This window comes from Kutzneria chonburiensis (assembly GCF_028622115.1).
Classification (GTDB): domain Bacteria; phylum Actinomycetota; class Actinomycetes; order Mycobacteriales; family Pseudonocardiaceae; genus Kutzneria; species Kutzneria chonburiensis.
This window is the reverse complement of the sequence record NZ_CP097263.1, coordinates 9,369,025-9,389,128: the sequence shown is the minus strand read 5'-3', so window position 1 is coordinate 9,389,128 and position 20,104 is coordinate 9,369,025. Positions and strand designations below refer to the sequence as shown.

21 protein-coding genes and 2 pseudogenes are annotated in these 20,104 nt (G+C 68.0%); 9 read left to right on the top strand and 14 right to left on the bottom strand.

Annotated features, from left to right (window positions below):
• The first annotated feature begins 50 nt into the window (after window positions 1-50).
• From M3Q35_RS43605 to M3Q35_RS43585, 5 genes are all read left to right on the top strand, one after another.
• A complete protein-coding gene (locus M3Q35_RS43605) occupies window positions 51-1,382 on the top strand; it encodes an NAD(P)/FAD-dependent oxidoreductase (RefSeq protein ID WP_273938450.1) in 1,332 nt (443 codons plus the stop codon).
• 319 nt (window positions 1,383-1,701) lie between these two features.
• The gene (locus M3Q35_RS43600; protein WP_273938449.1) at window positions 1,702-2,250 is read left to right on the top strand and encodes a ferric reductase-like transmembrane domain-containing protein; all 549 of its coding nucleotides are present in this window, start codon (window positions 1,702-1,704) and stop codon (window positions 2,248-2,250) included.
• Between the two features lie 82 nt (window positions 2,251-2,332).
• A complete protein-coding gene (locus M3Q35_RS43595; RefSeq protein ID WP_043718080.1) occupies window positions 2,333-2,563 on the top strand; it encodes a ferredoxin in 231 nt (76 codons plus the stop codon).
• Window positions 2,560-3,915 (top strand): NAD(P)/FAD-dependent oxidoreductase, encoded by a 1,356-nt coding sequence (locus M3Q35_RS43590; RefSeq protein ID WP_273938448.1) that lies wholly within the window; start codon window positions 2,560-2,562, stop codon window positions 3,913-3,915. The genes M3Q35_RS43595 and M3Q35_RS43590 overlap by 4 nt, the downstream gene beginning before the upstream one ends.
• 109 nt (window positions 3,916-4,024) lie before the next feature.
• The gene (locus M3Q35_RS43585) at window positions 4,025-4,660 is read left to right on the top strand and encodes a TetR/AcrR family transcriptional regulator (RefSeq protein ID WP_273938447.1); all 636 of its coding nucleotides are present in this window, start codon (window positions 4,025-4,027) and stop codon (window positions 4,658-4,660) included.
• Window positions 4,661-4,823: 163 nt separating this feature from the next.
• On the opposite strand, the gene M3Q35_RS43580 is transcribed toward M3Q35_RS43585, so the two are convergent.
• On the bottom strand, window positions 4,824-5,453 hold the full coding sequence (locus M3Q35_RS43580) for a mycothiol-dependent nitroreductase Rv2466c family protein (protein WP_273938446.1): 630 nt from the start codon (window positions 5,451-5,453) through the stop codon (window positions 4,824-4,826).
• 217 nt (window positions 5,454-5,670) lie between these two features.
• On the opposite strand from M3Q35_RS43580, the gene pepN reads away from it, so the two are divergent.
• Window positions 5,671-8,223 carry an aminopeptidase N gene (pepN, locus tag M3Q35_RS43575; protein ID WP_273938445.1) on the top strand — a complete coding sequence of 851 codons (2,553 nt, stop codon included), beginning with the start codon at window positions 5,671-5,673 and terminating at the stop codon, window positions 8,221-8,223.
• Window positions 8,224-8,285: 62 nt separating this feature from the next.
• Here the strand turns inward: pepN and M3Q35_RS43570 are convergent, their stop codons facing one another.
• On the bottom strand, window positions 8,286-8,771 hold the full coding sequence (locus tag M3Q35_RS43570) for a DUF5130 family protein (protein ID WP_273938444.1): 486 nt from the start codon (window positions 8,769-8,771) through the stop codon (window positions 8,286-8,288).
• Window positions 8,758-9,021, bottom strand: a complete 264-nt coding sequence (gene ctaJ, locus M3Q35_RS43565) for an aa3-type cytochrome oxidase subunit CtaJ (protein WP_273938443.1) — start codon at window positions 9,019-9,021, stop codon at window positions 8,758-8,760. Before ctaJ ends, M3Q35_RS43570 begins: the two co-directional genes overlap by 14 nt.
• 318 nt (window positions 9,022-9,339) lie before the next feature.
• Here ctaJ and M3Q35_RS43560 point away from each other — a divergent pair, with 318 nt between their 5' ends.
• Window positions 9,340-9,708: a hypothetical protein gene (locus M3Q35_RS43560; protein ID WP_273938442.1), complete on the top strand. Its 369-nt coding sequence runs from the start codon at window positions 9,340-9,342 to the stop codon at window positions 9,706-9,708.
• 94 nt (window positions 9,709-9,802) lie between these two features.
• On the opposite strand, the pseudogene M3Q35_RS43555 reads toward M3Q35_RS43560, so the two are convergent.
• The 11 genes and pseudogenes from M3Q35_RS43555 to M3Q35_RS43505 form a co-directional block, all read right to left on the bottom strand.
• Window positions 9,803-10,301, bottom strand: a pseudogene (locus M3Q35_RS43555) (HNH endonuclease).
• A gap of 353 nt (window positions 10,302-10,654) precedes the next feature.
• The gene (locus M3Q35_RS43550; RefSeq protein WP_273938440.1) at window positions 10,655-11,944 is read right to left on the bottom strand and encodes a tyrosine-type recombinase/integrase; all 1,290 of its coding nucleotides are present in this window, start codon (window positions 11,942-11,944) and stop codon (window positions 10,655-10,657) included.
• A gap of 82 nt (window positions 11,945-12,026) precedes the next feature.
• The gene (locus tag M3Q35_RS43545; RefSeq protein ID WP_273938439.1) at window positions 12,027-12,230 is read right to left on the bottom strand and encodes a helix-turn-helix domain-containing protein; all 204 of its coding nucleotides are present in this window, start codon (window positions 12,228-12,230) and stop codon (window positions 12,027-12,029) included.
• A 17-nt stretch (window positions 12,231-12,247) separates the two neighbouring features.
• A pseudogene (locus tag M3Q35_RS43540) lies at window positions 12,248-13,829 on the bottom strand (replication initiator).
• A 101-nt stretch (window positions 13,830-13,930) separates the two neighbouring features.
• Entirely contained in the window at window positions 13,931-15,268 is a 1,338-nt protein-coding gene (locus M3Q35_RS43535; protein ID WP_273938438.1) for a cell division protein FtsK, read from the bottom strand.
• 880 nt (window positions 15,269-16,148) lie between these two features.
• The gene (locus M3Q35_RS43530; protein WP_273938436.1) at window positions 16,149-16,691 is read right to left on the bottom strand and encodes a hypothetical protein; all 543 of its coding nucleotides are present in this window, start codon (window positions 16,689-16,691) and stop codon (window positions 16,149-16,151) included.
• 5 nt (window positions 16,692-16,696) lie between these two features.
• Entirely contained in the window at window positions 16,697-17,011 is a 315-nt protein-coding gene (locus tag M3Q35_RS43525) for a helix-turn-helix domain-containing protein (RefSeq protein WP_273938435.1), read from the bottom strand.
• On the bottom strand, window positions 17,008-17,280 hold the full coding sequence (locus M3Q35_RS43520) for a hypothetical protein (RefSeq protein ID WP_273938434.1): 273 nt from the start codon (window positions 17,278-17,280) through the stop codon (window positions 17,008-17,010). Before M3Q35_RS43520 ends, M3Q35_RS43525 begins: the two co-directional genes overlap by 4 nt.
• On the bottom strand, window positions 17,280-17,417 hold the full coding sequence (locus tag M3Q35_RS43515) for a hypothetical protein (protein WP_273938433.1): 138 nt from the start codon (window positions 17,415-17,417) through the stop codon (window positions 17,280-17,282). Before M3Q35_RS43515 ends, M3Q35_RS43520 begins: the two co-directional genes overlap by 1 nt.
• Window positions 17,414-17,692: a hypothetical protein gene (locus tag M3Q35_RS43510; protein ID WP_273938432.1), complete on the bottom strand. Its 279-nt coding sequence runs from the start codon at window positions 17,690-17,692 to the stop codon at window positions 17,414-17,416. The genes M3Q35_RS43515 and M3Q35_RS43510 overlap by 4 nt, the downstream gene beginning before the upstream one ends.
• A gap of 10 nt (window positions 17,693-17,702) precedes the next feature.
• Complete coding sequence (locus M3Q35_RS43505; protein WP_273938431.1) at window positions 17,703-18,188, bottom strand: hypothetical protein; 486 nt, start codon at window positions 18,186-18,188, stop codon at window positions 17,703-17,705.
• A 199-nt stretch (window positions 18,189-18,387) separates the two neighbouring features.
• Between M3Q35_RS43505 and M3Q35_RS43500 the strand changes: the two genes are divergently transcribed.
• Window positions 18,388-19,287 (top strand): DUF5919 domain-containing protein, encoded by a 900-nt coding sequence (locus tag M3Q35_RS43500; RefSeq protein ID WP_273938430.1) that lies wholly within the window; start codon window positions 18,388-18,390, stop codon window positions 19,285-19,287.
• Window positions 19,284-20,096: an inositol monophosphatase family protein gene (locus tag M3Q35_RS43495; protein WP_273938429.1), complete on the top strand. Its 813-nt coding sequence runs from the start codon at window positions 19,284-19,286 to the stop codon at window positions 20,094-20,096. Before M3Q35_RS43500 ends, M3Q35_RS43495 begins: the two co-directional genes overlap by 4 nt.
• The last annotated feature ends 8 nt before the right edge of the window (window positions 20,097-20,104 follow it).

The window sequence follows — 20,104 nt, the reverse complement described above, 5'->3', positions numbered from 1 at the left end:
CGGTCGGGGCCGGCGTGGCGGACACCACGCGGTGAGCGAGGACGTAGTCGGTGAACCGACGAGATCGCATCGTCGTAGTAGGGGCTGGAGCGGCGGGCTGGCGAGCCGCTGAACGGCTGCGTGAACTCAGGTTCGAGGGTGAGGTGGTGATGGTCGGCAACGAGCCACACCGTCCTTATCACCGACCTGAGCTGTCCAAGCAGTTGCTGACCGGCAGAGTGCGCGCGGACCAGTTGACGCTGGCCGCGTACACCGAGGTCGACGCGCGCTGGCGGCTGAACACCGCGGCTCGCGGCATCGACACCGGCAAGCGGGCGCTCATGCTGCCGGGCGGCGAACAGCTCGCCTACGACGGACTGGTGATCGCCACCGGCATGGAGTCCCGGCATCTGCCGGGCGCCCCGGTGAGCGACCCACGCGTGCACCACCTGCGCACTTTGGACGACGCGACGCGACTGCACGAGGCGCTGTCCGCGGACAAGGAGCCCGTCGTCGTGATCGGCGGCGGTTTCACCGGCTGCGAGGTCGCGGCCAGTGTCCGCGCGCTCAAGCGGCGGGTCACGATCGTGACCGAAAAGCCGACGCTGATGGCCGGTGCGCTGCCGCCGGAGCTGTGCGACAGCATCACCCGTCTGCACCAGAGCAAGGGTGTCGGCGTAGCCCTCGGCGTCGAGGTGCTGCACTGGCTGCCGCAGGACAACGGCATCGCGATCCACCTGTCCGACGGGCAGGTGCTGGTCGCCGGGCATGTCGTCATCGCGATCGGCGGCCTGCCGGCGGTGTCGTGGCTGCGTGGCTCGAAGGTGCCGCACCACGAGCGTGACGGTGTGTACTGCGAGCCGACCTGCCATGTCGCCGGCTTGGCCGACGTGGTGGCGGCCGGCGATGTGGCGTGCTGGCCGAACCTGCGGTTCGACGACGTGCCCAGGCGCGTCGAGCACTGGCTGAACGCGGTCGAGATGGGCCGGGCGGCGGCGGAGAGCCTGCTGCTGGGACCGTCACGGGCGCCGGCGTTCACGCCGCTGCCGCGGTTCTGGACCGAGCAGCACCGCATGCGGGTACAGGTCGCGGGCCAGCCACAGCTGGGCGGCGAGCACGGGCGACTCGGCCCGGGCAGCCTGGCCACGGCGCGGGCGGACGGACTGGTCGGCCTGACGACCGTCGACCGGCCGCGTGAGTTCCACCGCCTGACCGCCGGGCTCAATGCCCGCCGGCCCGGCATCGCAGCACGGAGAAAACGATTCCAGGAACCGGTTCCGGCCGGTCGGGAACCGATGCCTCGGGCAGGAGAAACCATGCGTCCGCCACCGAAGTCGACCGCCTTGGTGTCGAACTACCTGCCCGCCGGTGTGACGCTCACACCAACTTCTACAAGGACATAGACAACCGAATTCGTTAGTTCCGCTAACCAGGAACGACGCACCACCCTGACAGCTGCTCCATCCGGCCGTACGGATTACTCCTCAGGACGTCTGGAGGCGGCTGTCACCACAGACAAACTGTTTAACCATGACCAACAATAAGTGACAATCGGACATCCGACCCGGAGCATGGCCTTGACCACACGGCCCACCCCGTTGCTCCGAACGGATCACCCCGAGCATCACGGCCGTCCGGGAGGCGTCTGAGGTGTCGACGCAGTTGATAACGTTGACGCAGTTGATTGTGTCGCCGACAGTGCACTCCGCGCACGATTCCGGCGTGCGTCAGGTAGCCGCGCTTTCGGCCCGGCTGGCCTATGCGTTGATGTGCCTGACCCTGGTCTGGGGGATTTTCACCGCGACCGGATGGGTCACCAAGCTGACAGGACGGCAGGCCGTTCGTAGCAGCCACATGATTATGGCGACGTTCACGCTCGCCTTCGGTGGCCTGCACGCGGCATGCTTCCTTTTCCTCACCGATTCCGATGAGATCTTCAGTTGGGTCAACCTGACGATCCCGATCATCGACGGCGGCCAGCTGCGCTGGGCGTTCGGCATCCTCGGGCTCGAGGTGATGACCGCGATCCTGATCTCCACCGGATTGGTCAAGTTCTTCGTCTACCGGAGGTGGCTCCGCTTCCACCAGATGGCCTACATAGCGGTGGGCATCACCATCGTGCACTCCTGGCTGGGCGCCGTCGCCAACGGCCACCTGTCCATCGTCTGGCTCGGCGGGCTGACCCTCGGCATCCCGACCGTCGTGCTGGCCGTGCTCCGCTTCGTGCCCAGCAAGAACCTCGTCGGAGCAGGAGTGCTCAGCGGCGGCTAGCAGGACATCCCCCGAACGTCCTGCCACCACCCCGCCACGCGGTTACCCCGAACCCGCCTCTTGAGAAAGGACTGCTGGCCCGATGAGTCCTCGTCGCGCTCTGCACGGCAGCTCCCTGACCATCAGCGTGAACAACGGTCGTTGCCACCTCTACGGCACCTGTCAGTACGAGGCCCCGAGCCTGTTCGAACTGACGGAGGACGAGCGCCTGCGCTACGTCACCGAGGTCATCCCCGAGTACGCCGACCAGGCCCGCGCCGCCGCGATGGCCTGCCCGATGCGTGCGATCCAGCTGTCCGGGGAGCAACTGTGAGCGGCAGGATGGAACGGATCGTCATCGTCGGCGCCGGGCTGACCGCGCTGCGCGCCGCCGAGCGGCTGCGCGAGATGAAGTTCGACGGCGAGGTGGTGATCGTCGGCGACGAGCCGTACAAGCCGTACCACCGGCCGGCGCTGTCCAAGCAGCTGGTGACGGGCAAGCTGGCCACCAAGGACCTGTTCTTCCCCGCGTACCACGACATCGACGCGATCTGGCGGACCAGGACCCGGGCGCACAAGCTGGACCACGGGCGGCACGTCGTGCACCTGCCCGGCGGCGAGGAGCTCAAGTACGACGGCCTGATGATCGCCACCGGCGTCGAGGCGAGGCACCTGGCCGGCGCGCCCCGGCACGACCCGCGCGTGCACGCCCTGCGCACGCTCGACGACGCCATCGCGATCAAGGAGACGCTGACCCGCTCCAAGGGCCGCGTCGTGGTCATCGGCACCGGCTTCACCGGCTGCGAGTTCGCCTCCAGCTGTCGGGAGATGAACCGGGACGTCACCATCATCGGCCGGTCCAAGACGCTGTTCGGCAAGGCGCTCGGCCCCGAGCTCGGCGCGGCCATCGGCGACCTGCACCGCCGGCACGGCGTCGACCTCGCGCTCGGCGTGGACATCCGGCACTGGGCGACCGGTCCCGAGGGCGTCGCCATCGTGCTGTCCAACGAGCGGCTGATCACCGCCGCCTGCGTGATCCTGGCGGTCGGCAGCATGCCGTCCACCGACTGGCTGGCCGGCTCCGGCCTGGTGCTGGAGGACGGCGTGCTGTGCGAGCCGACCTGCCACGTCGTCGGCGCCTCCGACGTCGTCGCCGCCGGTGACGTCGCCCGCTGGCCCAACCTGCGGTTCGACGGCGTGCCGCGCCGGGTCGAGCACTGGCTCAACGCGATCGAGATGGGCCGGGCCGCCGCCGAGAACCTGCTGGCCGGCAAGTCCAGGGCCAAGCCGTTCACGCCGCTGCCCCGGTTCTGGTCCGAGCAGCACCACGTGCGCATCCAGGCCGCCGGCATCCCGGCCATCGGCCAGCAGACGATGTACCTGAGCACCCGGCCCAACGGCGCCGAGCGGTCCATCACCGGCTACATCCGCGCCGGCAAGCCGGTCGGCATCGTCGGCCTCAACCAGCCGCGCACGATGATCCACCTGACCAGGCAGCTGGACCAGAAGCTGCGCCCGATGGTGCCGAGCGAGCGCGTCCGCAACGCCACGCCCCGCCGCACGCCGGTGGAGAACCCGAGCGTGGCCAACGCGGAGACGCTCAGCGAGCGCACGCCGAGCGACAGCAAGATCGACGTGAGCGAGCTGTCGGCCCGGCTCAAGGCCCCGGCCCGCAACGGCCGCTGACGGCCGACCGGTCACGGTTTGTGGCCCGTCCCAGCGCGGGACGGGCCACAACCATGCCGGCGGACGGTAGCCTCGGAGCACATTTGTGCCGGTGGAAGGCGTGCGGGCGATGACGGGACAGTTGCGGGCGGACGCGAAGCGTAATCGCGACCAGATCCTGGCCGCCGCCCGCGAGCTGCTGGTCAACCAGGGCGTCGGGGTGCCGATGGAGGAGATCGCCCGGCATGCCGGGGTCGGCGTCGGCACGCTCTACCGGCGGTTCCCGGACCGGGTCGCGCTGCTCAGAGCCCTGTCCGTGCACACCGTCGAGCACATGACCGAGCTCGCCCGCTCCGCCCTTCGCACCGAGCCCGACGCCTGGAGCGCCCTGAGCCATTTCGTCCGCGAGTGCGTGGCCCTGCGGCTCGGCGCCCTGCGCTCCATCGTCGACCCGCAGCTGCACACCGCCCTGCACCAGAGCGACGAGGTCCGCTCGGCCCGCAAGGAGCTGCTGCGCATCGTGGAGCAGATGATCATCACTGCCCAGGCTGACGGATCCATGCGCACCGACGTCGGCGTCGTCGACGTGGCCATGCTGGTATCGCTCCACCTCAAGCGGCCGTTCGACGTGCCCGGCACCATGCCCGAGGAGCTGGACGCCCGCCTCACCCAGCTGATGCTCGACGGTCTGCGACCGGCGTCGGCATCCCCGCTGCCCGGCAAGCCGATCGCCCTCGCCGACGTCGACTGGCACGGCGACCGCTGACCAGTTCGTGCGAACTGGAGCAATTTTGCAAACTCCTCCAGTTCGCACGACGTCGAGGAGTTGTGCGAACTCCTCCAGTTCGCACGCGGACCGGAGGTCGTGAAAAAGTCGAGCGTTGCCGCCGCGAGGAGTGCGGCAGCAACGCCCGAGTCGTTCGGACGAGTCAGGAGAAGTCGGGCGACTCGGTCCGGGTGCGCTTGAGCTCGTAGAAGTGCGGATAGCCGGCGAGCAGCCGGGCGCCCTCGAACACGCGGACGGCCTCCTCGCCGCGCGGAATCTTGGACAGCACCGGGCCGAAGAACGCGACCCCGTTGACGTGGATGACCGGCGTGCCGACGTCCATGCCCACCGGGTCCATGCCGGCGTGGTGGCTGGTCTTGAGCTCCTCGTCGTACTCGGTGCTGGTGGCCGCGGCGGCCAGCTCGGCCGGCAGGCCGACATCGGCCAGCGCCAGCTTGATGACCTCGTCGAAGTCCTTCACACCCTCGTTGTGGATCCGGGTGCCCATCGCGGTGTAGAGCGGCAGCAGCACCTTGTCGCCGTGCTGCTTGGCGGCGGCGATGGCCACCCGCACCGGGCCCCAGGCCCGGTCGAGGAAGCTGCGGTACTCCTCGGGCAGGTCGCGCCCGTCGTTGAGCACCGAGAGGCTCATCACATGGAAGTCCAGCTCGATCTCGCGATGCTCGGCGACCTCCAGGATCCACCGGGACGTGATCCACGCCCACGGGCACGCGGGGTCGAACCAGAAGTCGACCTTCACCTTCTCGTCGGAGAACGACGGCACTGCGCTCATTCGGCACATCTCCATGGCTGACGCCGGGCCCGGCCTGCCCGGGCTCCACGCATAGAGGCAACCAACGAAGGGCGTCCGGTCTTCCCGTCCGGCGATTACGCCGGATCCTGGCAGCGCGGCGACCACGTCACGTGATTGGATGCGGGGACCCCTGCCCATCCCCCGGTGGCGAACGACAGCCAACCCGGACCCCCGACATCCACAGACGAGGTGACCAGTGGCCGCGCCGAACCTCACCCGCGACCAGGCCCAGCAGCGCGCGGCGCTTCTCGAGGTCCAGTCCTACGACATCGCACTGGACCTGACCGGCGACGGTCCCGCGTTCGGGTCGACGACTACCGTGCGCTTCCGCAGCCGCACGGCCGGCGCGTCGACCTGGATCGACCTCATCGCGGGCGAGGTGCAGTCCGCCGTGCTCAACGGCGTCGAGCTCGACGTCTCCGGCTACCGGGACGAGAACGGCATCACCCTGCCCGACCTGGCCGAGCAGAACGAGCTGGTGGTGCGGGCGCAGTGCCTGTACACGAACACCGGCGAGGGCCTGCACCGCTTCGTCGACCCCGTCGACAAGGGCGTCTACCTCTACACCCAGTTCGAGACGGCCGACGCGAAGCGCATGTTCACCTGCTTCGACCAGCCGGACCTGAAGGCGGTCTACGACCTCACGGTGACCGCGCCGAAGGACTGGAAGGTGATGTCCAACGCGCCGTCGGCCAGCGTCGAGGAGATCAACCCGGAGACGTCACGGCACGTCTTCGAGACCACCAAGACCCTCTCGACCTACCTGATCGCGCTGGTCGCGGGCCCGTACGCGGAGTGGCGCGACGAGTACACCGACGACGAGGGCAGCATCCCGCTGGGCCTGTACTGCCGCGCGTCGCTGGCCGAGCACATGGACCACGAGCGCCTGTTCACGCAGACCAAGCAGGGCTTCGACTTCTTCCACCGCGCGTTCGGCGTGCGCTACCCGTTCGGCAAGTACGACCAGGCCTTCGTGCCCGAGTTCAACGCCGGCGCGATGGAGAACGCCGGCCTGGTGACCTTCCTCGAGGACTTCGTCTTCCGCAGCCGGGTCACCCGCTACATGTACGAGCGGCGCTGCGAGACGGTGCTGCACGAGATGGCGCACATGTGGTTCGGCGACCTGGTGACCATGCGCTGGTGGGACGACCTGTGGCTGAACGAGTCGTTCGCCACCTGGGCCAGCGTGCTGTCGCAGGCCGAGGCCACCGAGTACACGCACGCCTGGACGACCTTCGCCAACATCGAGAAGTCCTGGGCGTACCGGCAGGACCAGCTGCCCTCCACCCACCCGGTGGCGGCGGACATCCCGGACCTGCAGGCGGTCGAGGTCAACTTCGACGGCATCACGTACGCCAAGGGCGCCAGCGTGCTCAAGCAGCTGGTGGCCTACGTCGGCCTGGACAACTTCCTCGGCGGCCTGCGGGTGTACTTCGCCAAGCACGCGTGGGGCAACGCCACCCTGTCCGACCTGCTGGCGGCGCTGGAGGAGGCGTCCGGCCGCGACCTGTCGTGGTGGTCGGCGCAGTGGCTGGAGACCACCGGCCTGAATCTGCTGCGGCCGAAGTTCACCGTGGACGCGAACGGCAATTTCGCCGACTTCGCCGTGCTCCAGGGCGGCGCCCGGCCGGGTGCCGGCGAGCTGCGCACGCACCGGCTGGCCATCGGCGTGTACGACGACGACCCGGCGACCGGCAAGCTGGTCCGCACCCACCGCGTCGAGCTGGACGTGACGGGCGAGCGCACCGAGGTGCCGGACCTGGTCGGTGTGCCGCGCGGCAAGCTGGTGCTGGTCAACGACGACGACCTGACCTACTGCACGATGCGGCTGGACAACGACTCGCTGGCCACGCTGGTGGACCGGATCGCCGACATCACCGAGCCGCTGCCGCGCACGCTGTGCTGGTCGGCGGCGTGGGAGATGACCCGCGAGGCCGAGCTGAAGGCCCGCGACTTCGTCACGCTGGTGCTGGGCGGCATCCGCACCGAGACCGAGGTCGGCGTGGTGCAGCGGCTGCTGCTCCAGGCGCAGACCGCGATCTCCTCGTACGCGGACCCGTCGTGGGCCCCGGAGGGCTGGCGGCGCTTCACCGACACCGTGCTGGAGCTGGCCCGCTCCGCGGAGCCGGGCTCGGACCACCAGTTGGCGTTCGTCAACTCGCTGTCCGGCTCGGCGCTGACCGACGATGTCGTCGCCGTGCTGAAGGGCTGGCTGGACGGCACCGAGCCGCTGCCGGGCCTGGTCGTGGACACCGACCTGCGCTGGCGGCTGCTGCAGGCCCTGACCGCGCACGGCGCGGCCGGCGACGCCGAGGTGCGGGCCGAGCTGGAGCAGGACCCGACGGCCGCCGGTCAGCGGCATGCCGAGCGGGCTCGCGCGCTGGTGCCGACCGCGGCGAACAAGGCCGAGGCGTGGCGCCGGGCGGTGCACGACGACGACCTGCCGAACGCGGTGAACGAGGCGATCATCTACGGCTTCGCGCACCCGAGCCAGAAGGAGCTGCTCGCGCCGTACGCGGAGAAGTACTTCGCCGACGTCGCGGACGTGTGGCGGCGGCGGTCCAGCGAGCGGGCGCAGCCGACGGTGACCGGCCTGTTCCCGTCGTGGGCGGTGACCGAGTCGACCGTCGAGGCGTCCGACGCCTGGCTGGCCGACGAGGAGCACCCGCCGGCGCTGCGCCGGCTGGTGTCCGAGGGCCGGGCCGGCATCGTGCGTGCGTTGGCGGCCCGTGAGTTCGACCGCTCCTGACCTGACACGCGCGAAGGCCCCCGGACGAACGTCCGGGGGCCTTCGCGTTGGTTACTTGGCAGTCAGCGGCGCGGCGCCGGGCCCGCCTGGTCGGTCAGCATGCGCAGGCCGCTGACCAGGCCACCGGCCAGGTTGCCCTCCTTGAAGGAGGCCACCATGCTCATCACGGCCAGCTTGCAGCCGCGGTCGGGCAGTCGGCGGTGCGACTCGTCGCCGGTCACGATCTCCACGGCGCGCTGGCCCGGGGACACCGCGACCAGCACCGCGTGCGTCGGCCGCTGGGTCTGCGCGTGCAGCTCCTCGGCGGCCTTGCGGGTGTCGTCGCCGTCCAGCTCGCCCAGGTAGACGCTGAAGTCGAGGCCGGTCTCCCGGCTGGACAGGGTCAGCGCCTCGTCCAGCTGGGCCAGCTCGGAGGAGCGGAAGGGCAGGTTCGGCGGCTTGGGCTTCTGCTCGACGGCGACCGAGAGCCGGCCGTCGGCCATCAGGGCCTCGCCGTAGCCGAGCTCGACGTCCTCGGCGTGCCGCTGCGCGATCTCACCAGTTGCCACGGGCACCTCCCCGTGCGGTCGGCGCGGGCTCGCCGGCCTCGCCCTGCTCCAGCGCGAGGTGCGCGGAGGGGGCGTGGGTTCCGACACCCGCAGGGTTGGCGGTCCACCAAACTGGCGCGTAGCCCCACTCCTGGCCTGCCTGGTACCGGGGGGTACGCGCGAACTTCGGCCACAGCGTCAGCAACGCGATCACGCCGTACACACAGAGCGGGATCAGCGCGAAGACGAGGAGGGTGTCCACGACGTTCACGGGGACTTACGGTAGCCGAGGCCGTCCCACCGCGCGTCACCGGCCGCCCCCGTCCGGGGCGATGACCACGCCCGAACGGGCACATCGCGCGGTGAAGTCACCACTCCGTTGCCGGCCACGGCCCGTGAACGTGATCATCACCACGCACTCTTGTGGCCGAACGTGCTGCGCCGAACGGACCCCGGGTCACCACCGCGAATGCCGCCGGTTTGGCGGCTTGTCCTGACCGGCCAATCAAGATTAGCTTTCACCTGTACGGGTCTTGCGGAGCAAGGGCCTCGCCTGAAATCGACCCCAAACCTCCCTGGAGGGCACGCCATGTACACGCCGAACCTCCCCACCTCGGTCGCCGATGTCACCCGATCGAGTGAAGAGATGCGCACGGTGCTCACGGTCGTGTCGGGCATCCGGGTGAACAAATCCACCCTTGTCCAGGGTGGCATTCGGGTGAACGCCCAGGCCGGGATCCGCGTCAACCGCGAGGGTATCCGTGTGAACCGGGATGGCATCCGCGTGAACCGCGCGGTCGCCGACCGGGCCGGGATCCGCGTCAACCGGGACGGCATTCGGGTCAACCGGGACGGGATCCGCGTGAACCGCGCCGCCGCCGACCGGGCCGGCATCCGCGTCAACCGCGACGGGATCCGGGTCAACCGGGACGGCATCCGCGTCAACCGCGCCGCCTGACCCACAGACACACAACGAGCGACGGTCCGGGCGGAAACGCCCGGACCGTCGCTCGTCGCGCGAACTGCCGCCTAACCCTGGGCGAACCTCCGGCTCACGCCGCCGGCTCGCCCAGGTATGGCAGCCATTGGGGGTCGGCGTCGGCCACGCCCGCCAGCAGCCGCCAGTGCGGCCCCGGGGCGCGGTCGGCACGACCAGCAGCCTCCAGCCCAGTTCGGAGAGCATCTTGTCGGCCTTGCGGTGGTTGCACTTGGCACAGCAGGCCACGCAGTTGGTCCAGCTGTGCGCACCCCGCGCGAACGCGGCACGACATGATCGATAGTCTCGGCCCGCCCGCCGCAGTACGCGCAGCGGTAGCGGTCCCGGTGCATCAGCCCGGCCCTGGTCAGCGGCACCCGGCCGCGATAGGGGACCCGGACGTAGTTGGACAGCCGGATCACCGAGGGCACCACGACGCTGGCAGTGGAGGAATGCAGGATCAGACCGGCCGAGTCACCGTGCACGACCTCGGCCTTTCCGCACACCACCAGCACCACGGCCCGCCGCAGCGGTAACGCCGTCAGCGGCTCGAACGTGGCGTTGAGCAGCAGCACCCGCCGCCGACCCCAACTGGGCCCGTTCGGCGCACCGCGTGCCCTGTCCTGGCCGACCCGGTCCGGATCCACGCTGGATACGTGGCCGCTGACCTGGGCCTGGGCAGGAATTTGAGACAGAGGGACCCGCGGCGCCAGCCCCGATCTGGGGGCGCCGATCGGAGTGGGTTGTCGGTCGGGCACGCGACCACCTCCACCGGTGCTGCCTTAGTCGACCACACTTGACCCGTTCAACGCACGTGTGATGCATGACATCTTCGTTGCGATGGGCCGTCACCTGGGCAAACAAGCTCTTTAAGCGTGTCTCAGAAGCCCCAGGCCGTCTCTAGGCCGTCTGGCTGGAACAGGCCGGCTCAGGCCGTGTTGCCCTCGCCGCTCTGTTCGGGCGTGCTCTTTCGGGGCCTGAACATCTCGTCGACGGCCAACCGAGCCCTGTCGTAGGAGTTGGGCATCAGGTGGACGTAGGTCTTCAGCGTGAACGCCTCAGAGGCGTGACCGAGGAACGCGGCCAGCTCCTTGATGGAGACGCCACGGGCCAGCATCGAACTGGCGAACAGGTGCCGGAGAGCGTGCATCCCGTCTGACCGATCGGGCTCGTATGTGACTCCAGCCACATCGAAGGCCGGCCGCCAGACGGTGTCATTGAAGGTGACACCGGAGTCCAACTCGCCCTTGTCGTTCGTCATCAGCACGGAGACCGTCTCGAACTTCTTGCCGTCCCGCTCACCCCACGGCAACGTGATCGCCACCGGTTCGAAGTTCTCTGCGTAGTCGTCGAGCTCTTCCAGCACGCCGCGACCGAGCGGAATCTCCCGCGTCTTGTGCCCCTTGGGCAGCTTCCACATGAACTGGCCTTTGATCCGCACCAACTGACGGGTGCAGTGGTAGACCATTTTCTCGCGATCAACGTTGTCCATCGAGAACGCCAGAATCTCGCCTTGCCGAAGTCCGATCCCGCCGCCGATCGTCACCGAGATCTGTCGACGAGGCGGCATCGCCATTTTGATCTTGCGCATCTTGGCCTCGGACCATGGCCGCACCTTGTACCCACCTGCGGACGGCCGAGAGATCGACTTGTCCCGGCACGGGTTGGACCGGATCTTCTTGTCGGACACCGCCGCCTCAAGAATCGACGACACCATGTCGTACAACTGCTTGCGATAGGTGTTCGACGGCGGACGCTCCTGCCCGTCCATCCACCCCAGCCACTTCCGGATCGTATCTGCGTCAATCGCCGCCAGCTGCCGGCCGCCGAGGAACGGGTAGACCTGGTTCGCCAGGTTGCTCGTGACAGTCCGAACCGTCGACGGGTCCTGAGACCGCCCCATCAGCACGGTTGCCGCATACTCCTTGAAGGTCAGCTTGCCGCCGGCCGGATCCACGAACACGCCGGCCAACACGTCGTGCTGCTGCTTGGTGAGGAAGTTCTGGGCCTTCGTCAGCTGCTTGTCCGGGAAAGACTTGGCGTGCTCCTGGCTGTCGGCGTCGTAGTAGTGGACCTTGTACCGCAGCCCCTTTCCGTACAACGGCGATCGCTCTTTTACCACCTTGCCCTTCTCGTCCACCACCACCTTCTTGGTGACAGGATCCCGCTTGGGGCGATACCACCGATCCTCAATATGGCCAGCCATCGTCAACTCCATGTGCTTGTTGCCGAACAGAACGGCAACCCGTGACGCCGCCCAATGGACGAGACGGCGTCACGGGCGCCAGAGATCAACTTGGTTAAGCGGCATCCGGGTTGTTGGTCGCCAACCCGTCAAGCCAGTCCAATACCGCCTTGGCGTCGTACCGGACCCGCTTTCCCATCCTCAGCCACGGCGGTCCGTACCCCTTGTAGCGCCAATCCCTCAGCGTCTTCTCCGGCACCTGGAGAAACGTCCCCAAGTCCTCCGGAGTCCACAGCTCCCGACCACCTTTGCCAGCCATGCCGCTCCCCCAGTTCGCTAGGCCGCTTCCGTCGTTGCCGAAAAATCCGCCCCGGGTGGAGGGCCCCACGCCTCCGCCATCGCCCGGTCGTACTCGGCGCGCCACCGCGTCCGTTCCGCGATGCCGTGCAGCAGCAGATGAGCCCGAGGCGGGACGTTCGGATCACCAGGCCGCACGTTGTGCCAGACGAGCCGGCTCGTGTCCGTGACCGGCTTGACGATCCCGACCGCCGCCAGCGCCTCCGCCACGAAGCGCTTCCGGTCCGCCTTGTGGTCGGCCAGCGTCTTGCCCGACCACTTCCGCGAGACCAGCACCCGCCGGCCCGGCAGGCCGAGAGTCGTACGCCGATGTGCCCGGTTCTTGCAGTGCCCCGGAGTCATCGACGACCGCACCCCGCGCGGCTGGACCCCGTACAGCAGCCACACCGCGCACCGCTCCGAGCACGGCGTCACCGACAGCTCCGCGTGCAACCGCTCGTGGTGCTCCTTCTGCCGGTCGCTCGCAGCCTCGATCACCTCACCGACGCTCTTGGTGAGGTACTTGGTCAGGTAGCCGATGTGCCGGCCGGCCTCCTCCGAGCCGCCGAGGATGCCCTTGGAGTGGACCTGCCGGCCGAAGGTGACCGTGTGCGCCGGCTCCACCAGGTCCGCCACCGCCTCCTCCCAGCCGGTCAGCGGCCGACGGCTCTGCGGATCCACGAAGCCCTCCGCCGCCGAGTCCCACACCGGCAGCTCCCCGCCCGGCTGATAGACCAGCTGGTCATGGTTGGGCCACCACACCTGGTGATAGGTGGCCTCCGTGACCTTCCTGATCACCTCGTGCGGGAACGACCCGCGCATGGCCGCGTGCAGGTGCGGAGTCGCCCGCCGCTGGGGCTCCACCGTCGCGAAGTACTGGACGTCGAAGCCGACGACCCGCCGCAGGTTCTGCCACCAGCGGTCGACCAGTGACGCGAAGTGCACCGCGTCCCGGGCCGCCCGCCGGTAGTCGTAGGTGTGGAAGTCCGCCGGTGTCCCGTCGTCGCGCACCCGCCCGTAGGAGTCGAGAGTGAGCGTGGTGAACATCGACGGCCGGTACTTGCCCGCGTACTCCCGCCCCACGGTCCGCTTGGACACCCGTCGACGAGGCAGGTTCGGCGCATCCTGCCGCCGCCGGGTCGACCGCTTCACCGGACGGGTTGCCGAAACATCCGGCGACGGGAGCCGGCCCCGCACACCCGCCGCCTTCAGCTCCGCGTCCGCGTCACGAATCGCGTCACGCAACTCGTCCATGTCCGCGCCGTTGCCCTCGACCTCCGCCCGCCGGTGGCCGCCAGCAGGTCCGCCCGGTAGGTCAGCAGGCCCACCTGGTCCTCAGTAGGGCGTCCGGCGTGAAGTCCGGCTCGTCGGCCATGTGCCAGCCCTCGCGGCACTGGGTCATCCGCAGCGCCTTGGCCTTCTTCGCGCACGGCCCGCACACCGATTCCAGCGTCGACCCGCAGGGGACCGCCACGTAGCGCAGCTCGAACGCGTCCGGGTCCTCCACCTCCTTCACGAGCGGTCGGACGCATACGCCGAACTTCTCCGCCGCAGCCACCGCCACGTCCATCGTGATCGGCATCCGCGCCCGCTCCGCCCGCGACTGGCCCGCGACATCGGTGGGAAACGACGGCACCGCGCCGCCATCGAGGGCAGTCCCGCGGCTTGCCTCATCAACCATGCTCACGCCGCCTCACCGCCCGCATTCCCGTTGCGCCGCAAGAACTCCACGACCCGACCACCGGACATGTCGTCGCCCCGAGCCGGCGCGTTGACGTAGTCCACCAACTCCTCGATCCCGGCGTCACCGGTCCACGCGACCCGACCCCTCACCGGCACCCGACGCCACTCCTCCAGCACGTACCCCACACCCGGGGTGTCCGCCGGGATCCGGTCCGCCCGCGCGCCCCGCTCGTACGCGCCGTCACCCAACACCATGTCCACATAGGAAGCAGTGGGTAGCGCCATCGCCATCCGGTACGGGAAAAGCTCCCGCCACACAACGGTTTCCTTCGTCGGCTCCTGCACGTAGCCCCGCACCACGAACCCCAACGAACGCCCCTGCGTCAACAGCAGACCCACCAACGACTCGATCCGCGCCCGCTGGTTCTTGTCCCCCAGGTACTTGGTCAACGCCGCGATCTCGTCGAACTCCAGAATCTCCAACGGGTTGTCCCGCGAGATCACCACCTTGCGCCGCCGACCCGCCAGCCTCACCTTGCGCGCCTGCATCGACTCCACCAGCTCCTCCAGCAGCTCCACCGCCGCCTTCGGAGTGTCCGCGTACCGGCGGAACAAGCCTCGCCCGTAAGCCAGCTCCATCCCCTTCGGGTCGATCCCGGAGACGGTCACCAGGCCGTCCCGCACCGCCGGAGCAAGCAGCGGATACGGAGCCCACGTGAACGAGTTCTTACCCGCGCCGGTTGTCGCCGCACAGAACGTGTGCGAACCGAACAGCGGCATTCGCAGGACCCGCCCGTACTCCGACACCCCTACCGGCACCGAGAACAGGTCCACCGCGTCCCCCAGCATCTCCACCGGGATCGACGCGCCAGGCACCACGCCGGCGATCAGGTCACGACGTTGGAAGTCCACCGACACCACACCCGGCGACAACTCCCGCACCACACACCGAGCCGACCGCCGAGCGTGCCCCAACTCCCGCACCCGCTCCTCGAAGTCCTCCGTCTTCTGCCCGACCGCCATCGACACCCGGACCTCATCCCACGCCGGCCCCGTCGTGACCTTGATGATCACCGGCAGGGACACCGCCAGCGTGGCCTCATCCACGATCGCCAGGCCACAGCCTCGCGCCCAGGACTCCCAACGCGGCACGTAGAACACCCACCTCAGCCACCAGGACCGCACGAAGCGCCACACCCATCGCTCCCACCACACCGGGGCCCGCCACGCCAACACCGGTCCGACAACGACGGCCAGGCCGACGAGCACCAGGCCCACGAACGCCAGCACCGCCCAGGCCCGCAGCACCGCCCCGAGGGTCACCAGGCCGGCAAGCACAAGCAGAGTCGCTGTGGTCCGAGGGTGGCGGTTCAGCCACTTCACCCCTCGCCACAGCGCCGGTAGGCCGTGCCGGATTCCCTTCCATAGCAACCACAAGACAGTCTTCACCAGCTTCGCGACCAACCAGCCCACCGCCAAGCCCAACAGGACCAGACAGCCGGCCGCTTCCGCGTCACGCTTGAGGTTCCCCATGACAGGTAGAGCCTTTCTGTTCGAGTACGCCGCTTTTGGCTTGCGACCGAGCACAGACGACGGGCGTCGTCGAGTCGGCCGATCCACGACCCATGAACAGGAAGCGCCTACCCCGCCTTGGGATAGATCAGCGGAAGGTGACCCAGGCACAGGCTGCACACCTGACGACCCGGCTCGAAGCGAGCGAACTTCCCGCATCGCACACACTTTCGAGTGCTACGACCTCGGAAACCCTTACACGACAGGGGGCTTGACGACCCGTGCGCGCGGTCCGCTACGCTTGTCACTGTTCCGCTCCCTACATGGGTTGTGGACGTTGAAGTGGAAGGGGACGGACGGTCCGCCAAGACAAAGCCGTCCCCTCCCGCACCGCTATCGAGTTGAGTTCATCGAGCTTTTTCCTTGTGTTGCAGATGTTTCCGCGCGTCGCGGTTCCACCGGCACTCCCGGCACAGATAGCGCCGGCTGCACGACCATCCCCACTCGGGACAGTCCCCGCACCGACGCCACTTCCACCGTTTCCGACGCCGCCGCATCCGCCGCAACGCCCAGCTCTTTCGCCGGTTCTCCTTCCAGCTCAAGCACAACGTCCCCAGGTTCACCGAGCAACCACCCACCTTCGTGTCAGGTGGCCAGTGGGGGTGGACGCATCGTGTCAACGAAGATGCCCACCCCCGCCCCACCACTAGTCGAAACCTGTTGTGGTGTTGGCAGTTGACGTGCTCCGCGCGTTCACCCGCAGCACCGTCCGACCGCGCCGATCAGCGCCGGTCACCAACCCGTTCCACGCCTCAGAGCACCGCGCCAGCCGATCCGCGACCGCCGTCAACGCGTACCGCCGTGTCACTGCCCAGGACACAAACCCTTGCCCATCCTTGGGTTCTGGTCCCATCGCGAGCACATAGACCAGCAGGTCCGCCGCCGACATCTCGGCCAGCTGATCCGCGTTCTGCGGCAGCTCACCCTTCAGCTCTGGATAGTCGGCGTCCAACCGGCCGCCCAGCTCCTCCAGTTGGCCGATGAACAGTGACCGCACAGCCCGCGTAGTCGTGCCGAGACCCGCCGCCACGAAGGACAAGTAGTTCCACCACTGCACCTGTGCCGCCGGCCCACCAGCGGGAGAGAAGTCACCGTCCACCAACACCATGAACACGTCCAGCGCGTCCTCACGTCGCCGCGCCGACCGCTCCGCAACCTCCCTGAGCTCTTCCATGCGCTCCCTGCTCATTCGCCTCACACCTCCTTCCCTGTCGAGTAGCGCGGCGGCAACCGGTCCCGCTCGTCGATCAACGTGATCCACAGCCGCTTGCCCATCACCGAGGCGAGCCGTTGCAGCACCACCACCGACGGAAGGCCGTTGCCGTCCTCCAGGCGCGTCAACCACGAGCGCGCCGTTCCAGAGCGACGAACCAGCATCGAGCGCGACCAGCCCAAGCCCTCCCGCAGCTCACGGATCTCCGTCCCGAGCGTGATCGCCAACTCCTCCATTGGGTCGACAGGCCGTTCGGCGTCGTCGATCCACGCGGACGTCCAGTCCTGGTCAGTCACCGTCGCCGCTCCCCGTCTGACACCATCGCCGGCCCCTGACAACGCGGCTGCGGCGGCACCACCGGATCGGCCATGCCCACGACACGAGCGTTGACCTTCTCCGCCAGGTCCATCGCTGCCGACCGTGACAGGTCCACAACGACCCCGTTGGCCCCAGCCGGAAGCCGAACCCGCAACCGCCGCCGATCCGCCGAGTACTCGAAGACCACGTCGGCCAGGTTCTCCACCGGCACAGTCGTCAGGGTTGGCGCCAAATGATCAAGGTCCATCACAGAGCACCTCCCGACGCCAAGCCGGTCAGAATTGCGTCGATCTCCTCATCGGTCTCCGCCACTGGCCACGACGTCGCGAGCGCCTCCAACTCCGCGTCAGCCAGCCCGGCACGGTCGGCCTCCTGACCGCTCATTGCTGATCACCTCCGGGACGCGCCCGCCGCTCCCATTCCCGCGCCTGGCCCTCGAACGCCTGTGCCGCCGTCGCAACCGCTGCGACCGCCCACCACGGCAGCTCGTCGACGTAGCTGAACGCCCGCCAGGCCGTCGCCACTTCTCGCGAGGCGCGCACCATGTCCGCGACCGCGACATCGCTCACCCGGCCCGAGCCGGCTATCAGGTTCGCCTCCTGATAGAAGCGGTAGGCGCTCTCCCACCGCTTGACCATCTGCTCAGGCACCCTCAGCACCGCCGGCCCCTTATGCGGCGTTGGACTTCGGAGCCTCGCTCTGGCCCCCATCGCCGGCAGCCTTCGCCGATCGACCGGAGCCGCCCTGCGGACCAGTGGCCACAGCGCGCATACCGGTAGCCCTGATCTGGTACGTGAGCCACTTCGCCTGTCCGGACGCCTCCGCCCTCGGACGGACAGTCATCCCCTCCAGCACGATCGCGCGCACCGGCACATTCGGCGCGATCGCGGCCGGCGGCACTGGCTGGACACTCGCCACGAACTCCACCGTGAACGCCTGCTCCCGGGCCTTCTCCGCCGCCGGGTCCGAGCACTGCCCGCGGTACACGTAGAGCCCGGTCGCCTGGTCCACGATCGGCCGAGCCGGCCGCCCCTTGGCCTTCTCCTCCTGCGATTGGTATTCGAATGCCTGGGTCAGCTCGCCCATAAGGTAGAGACCCTGCGGGAACCACTCGTCGAACGAAACGGTGAATCGCACATCCTGCGGTGCTGGCATCTATTCGCCTCCTAGGTCAGTGCCGGTCACCCGGCCCCTGGCCGCCTTCTCCGGCGGACACCCTCAGACTGCCCCGAAGCAGGGTCCCCTCTTGGCCCGTACGAGTCCCGTCTCGAACTTCTCTGCCTCGCCTAGTCTCGTCTGTGTCTCATCTATGTGCTAGTCTCGTCTCGTCTCGCCGAAACTGAGGGGTGAGCTAGTGACGGACAAGCCGACGCTGCTTAAGGTGCTACTCAAGCAACGACACCTACAGGGACACACGGCATTTCGGCGTGAGTACGACCGAGTTGCCAAGAAGATCGAACCAGACTTGATCGGAGGTGGTCCGAGCAAGGCACAGTTCTACCGATGGCTTTCCGGTGAGTTGGCGACGCTGCCATACGCCGACCACTGCCGCATTCTGGAGGCGATGTTTCCGGGGTGGACAGCCACCGAGCTCTTCGAACCGCACGACGGGGGCGTCGACTTCGTCCCCGAGCCACCCCGAAAGGCGGACGCGGTGACAGCGAGGCCGAGCACCCTACCGTCAGCGGTGACAATGCCGCTGCCGCCAGGCGTGGCCGATGTCGTCGCCGTCTTCCCCAGTCGATCCGAGTTCATGCACAAGCTTCCGCCACACGAACTGTTCGACGGCGCACAGCGTATCCGCATGTCCGGCTTGTCCTTGAACCTCTTGTGCCAGCACTACCCGGACAAGGCTCTTCTTGACCTCCTTGAATCCGGCACCAGCGTCGAGTGTCTCTTTCTAGCGCCCGAAGGCGATCACATCAAGGCACGCGAACGCGAGGAGTCCCAACCACCCGGACACCTCGCCACCCTAACCCGGCTCAACATCGAGGCTCTTCGCCGAATCGGCACACGACTATCCCCCGACGCCCAGGCCCGCCTACAGATCCGTACCTACGACGAATCGCTCCGCTTCAACATCACCATCATCGACAACCGCTCTTGCATCGTGCAGCCCTACCTACCGGATGCACGAGGCGTCGAGTCGCCGACGCTGGTCATGGAGCGCAAGGACGGCACCATGGGCCTGTACGACACGTTCACCCAGGTCTTCGAATCCATGTGGGATCGCGCCCAGGAGGTAACCGAATGAGGCAGACGACCCAGCTCATCGAGATAGCCCAGAACGCCGTCAAGATCGGGTACAACCTGATCAAGAAGGCAGCGCCCCACGAGATCCACCAGAAGGGCGACCGCGACTTCGTCACCGAAGTCGACCTGAAGATCGAACGCGAGATCTCCGCCTACCTCGAAGAGGCCACCCCCGAGATCGGCTTCCTTGGCGAAGAAGAAGGCGAACGCCCCTTCGCCGGCCCCGACCGCCTAACGTGGACCCTCGACCCCATCGACGGCACGTCCAACTTCGTCCACGGTCTCCCCCTCTGCGCCACTTCCCTCGCCCTGGTCCGCGACGGCACCCCCATCGTCGCCGCCATCTCCGCCCCGTTCCTCGACCTCCAATACGCCGCCGCCGAAGGACTCGGATCCTTCGTCAACGGCAAGCGCCTGCGCGCCAGCACCACCGACGACCTAAGCAAGGCCATCGTCTCTATCGGCGACTACGCAGTAGGCAAAGACGCCGCCGCCAAGAACGCCAAACGACTCAAGCTGACAACCTTGTTGGCCGACAACGTCGAACGAGTCCGAATGTTCGGCACCGCCGCACTGGATCTAGTTTGGGTCGCGGAAGGCCGTATTGACGCCACGGTGATCCTTGCAAATAAGCCCTGGGACACGGCAGCGGGCGTCCTTATCGCCCGCGAAGCGGGCGCCTTGGTAATCGATAGCACGGGCAGTCCTCACACGCATAAATCGGCCGAGACTATTGCCACAAGCCCCAGGCTAGCCTCAGACCTACTTCCGCTCATACAAACAAGCTTGACTTTCAGCCCCAGCAGATGAAATCAACC

What these genes read in the sequence shown, in the direction of transcription:
- M3Q35_RS43530 (WP_273938436.1), bottom strand. Translation starts at nt 16,691, where the DNA reads ATGAGCAGGGAGCGCATGGAAGAGCTCAGGGAGGTTGCGGAGCGGTCG.
- M3Q35_RS43505 (WP_273938431.1), bottom strand. Translation starts at nt 18,188, where the DNA reads ATGCCAGCACCGCAGGATGTGCGATTCACCGTTTCGTTCGACGAGTGG.
- M3Q35_RS43550 (WP_273938440.1), bottom strand. Translation starts at nt 11,944, where the DNA reads ATGGAGTTGACGATGGCTGGCCATATTGAGGATCGGTGGTATCGCCCC.
- M3Q35_RS43585 (WP_273938447.1), top strand. Translation starts at nt 4,025, where the DNA reads ATGACGGGACAGTTGCGGGCGGACGCGAAGCGTAATCGCGACCAGATC.
- M3Q35_RS43520 (WP_273938434.1), bottom strand. Translation starts at nt 17,280, where the DNA reads ATGGACCTTGATCATTTGGCGCCAACCCTGACGACTGTGCCGGTGGAG.
- M3Q35_RS43495 (WP_273938429.1), top strand. Translation starts at nt 19,284, where the DNA reads ATGAGGCAGACGACCCAGCTCATCGAGATAGCCCAGAACGCCGTCAAG.
- M3Q35_RS43580 (WP_273938446.1), bottom strand. Translation starts at nt 5,453, where the DNA reads ATGAGCGCAGTGCCGTCGTTCTCCGACGAGAAGGTGAAGGTCGACTTC.
- M3Q35_RS43515 (WP_273938433.1), bottom strand. Translation starts at nt 17,417, where the DNA reads ATGAGCGGTCAGGAGGCCGACCGTGCCGGGCTGGCTGACGCGGAGTTG.
- M3Q35_RS43560 (WP_273938442.1), top strand. Translation starts at nt 9,340, where the DNA reads ATGTACACGCCGAACCTCCCCACCTCGGTCGCCGATGTCACCCGATCG.
- M3Q35_RS43545 (WP_273938439.1), bottom strand. Translation starts at nt 12,230, where the DNA reads ATGGCTGGCAAAGGTGGTCGGGAGCTGTGGACTCCGGAGGACTTGGGG.
- M3Q35_RS43595 (WP_043718080.1), top strand. Translation starts at nt 2,333, where the DNA reads ATGAGTCCTCGTCGCGCTCTGCACGGCAGCTCCCTGACCATCAGCGTG.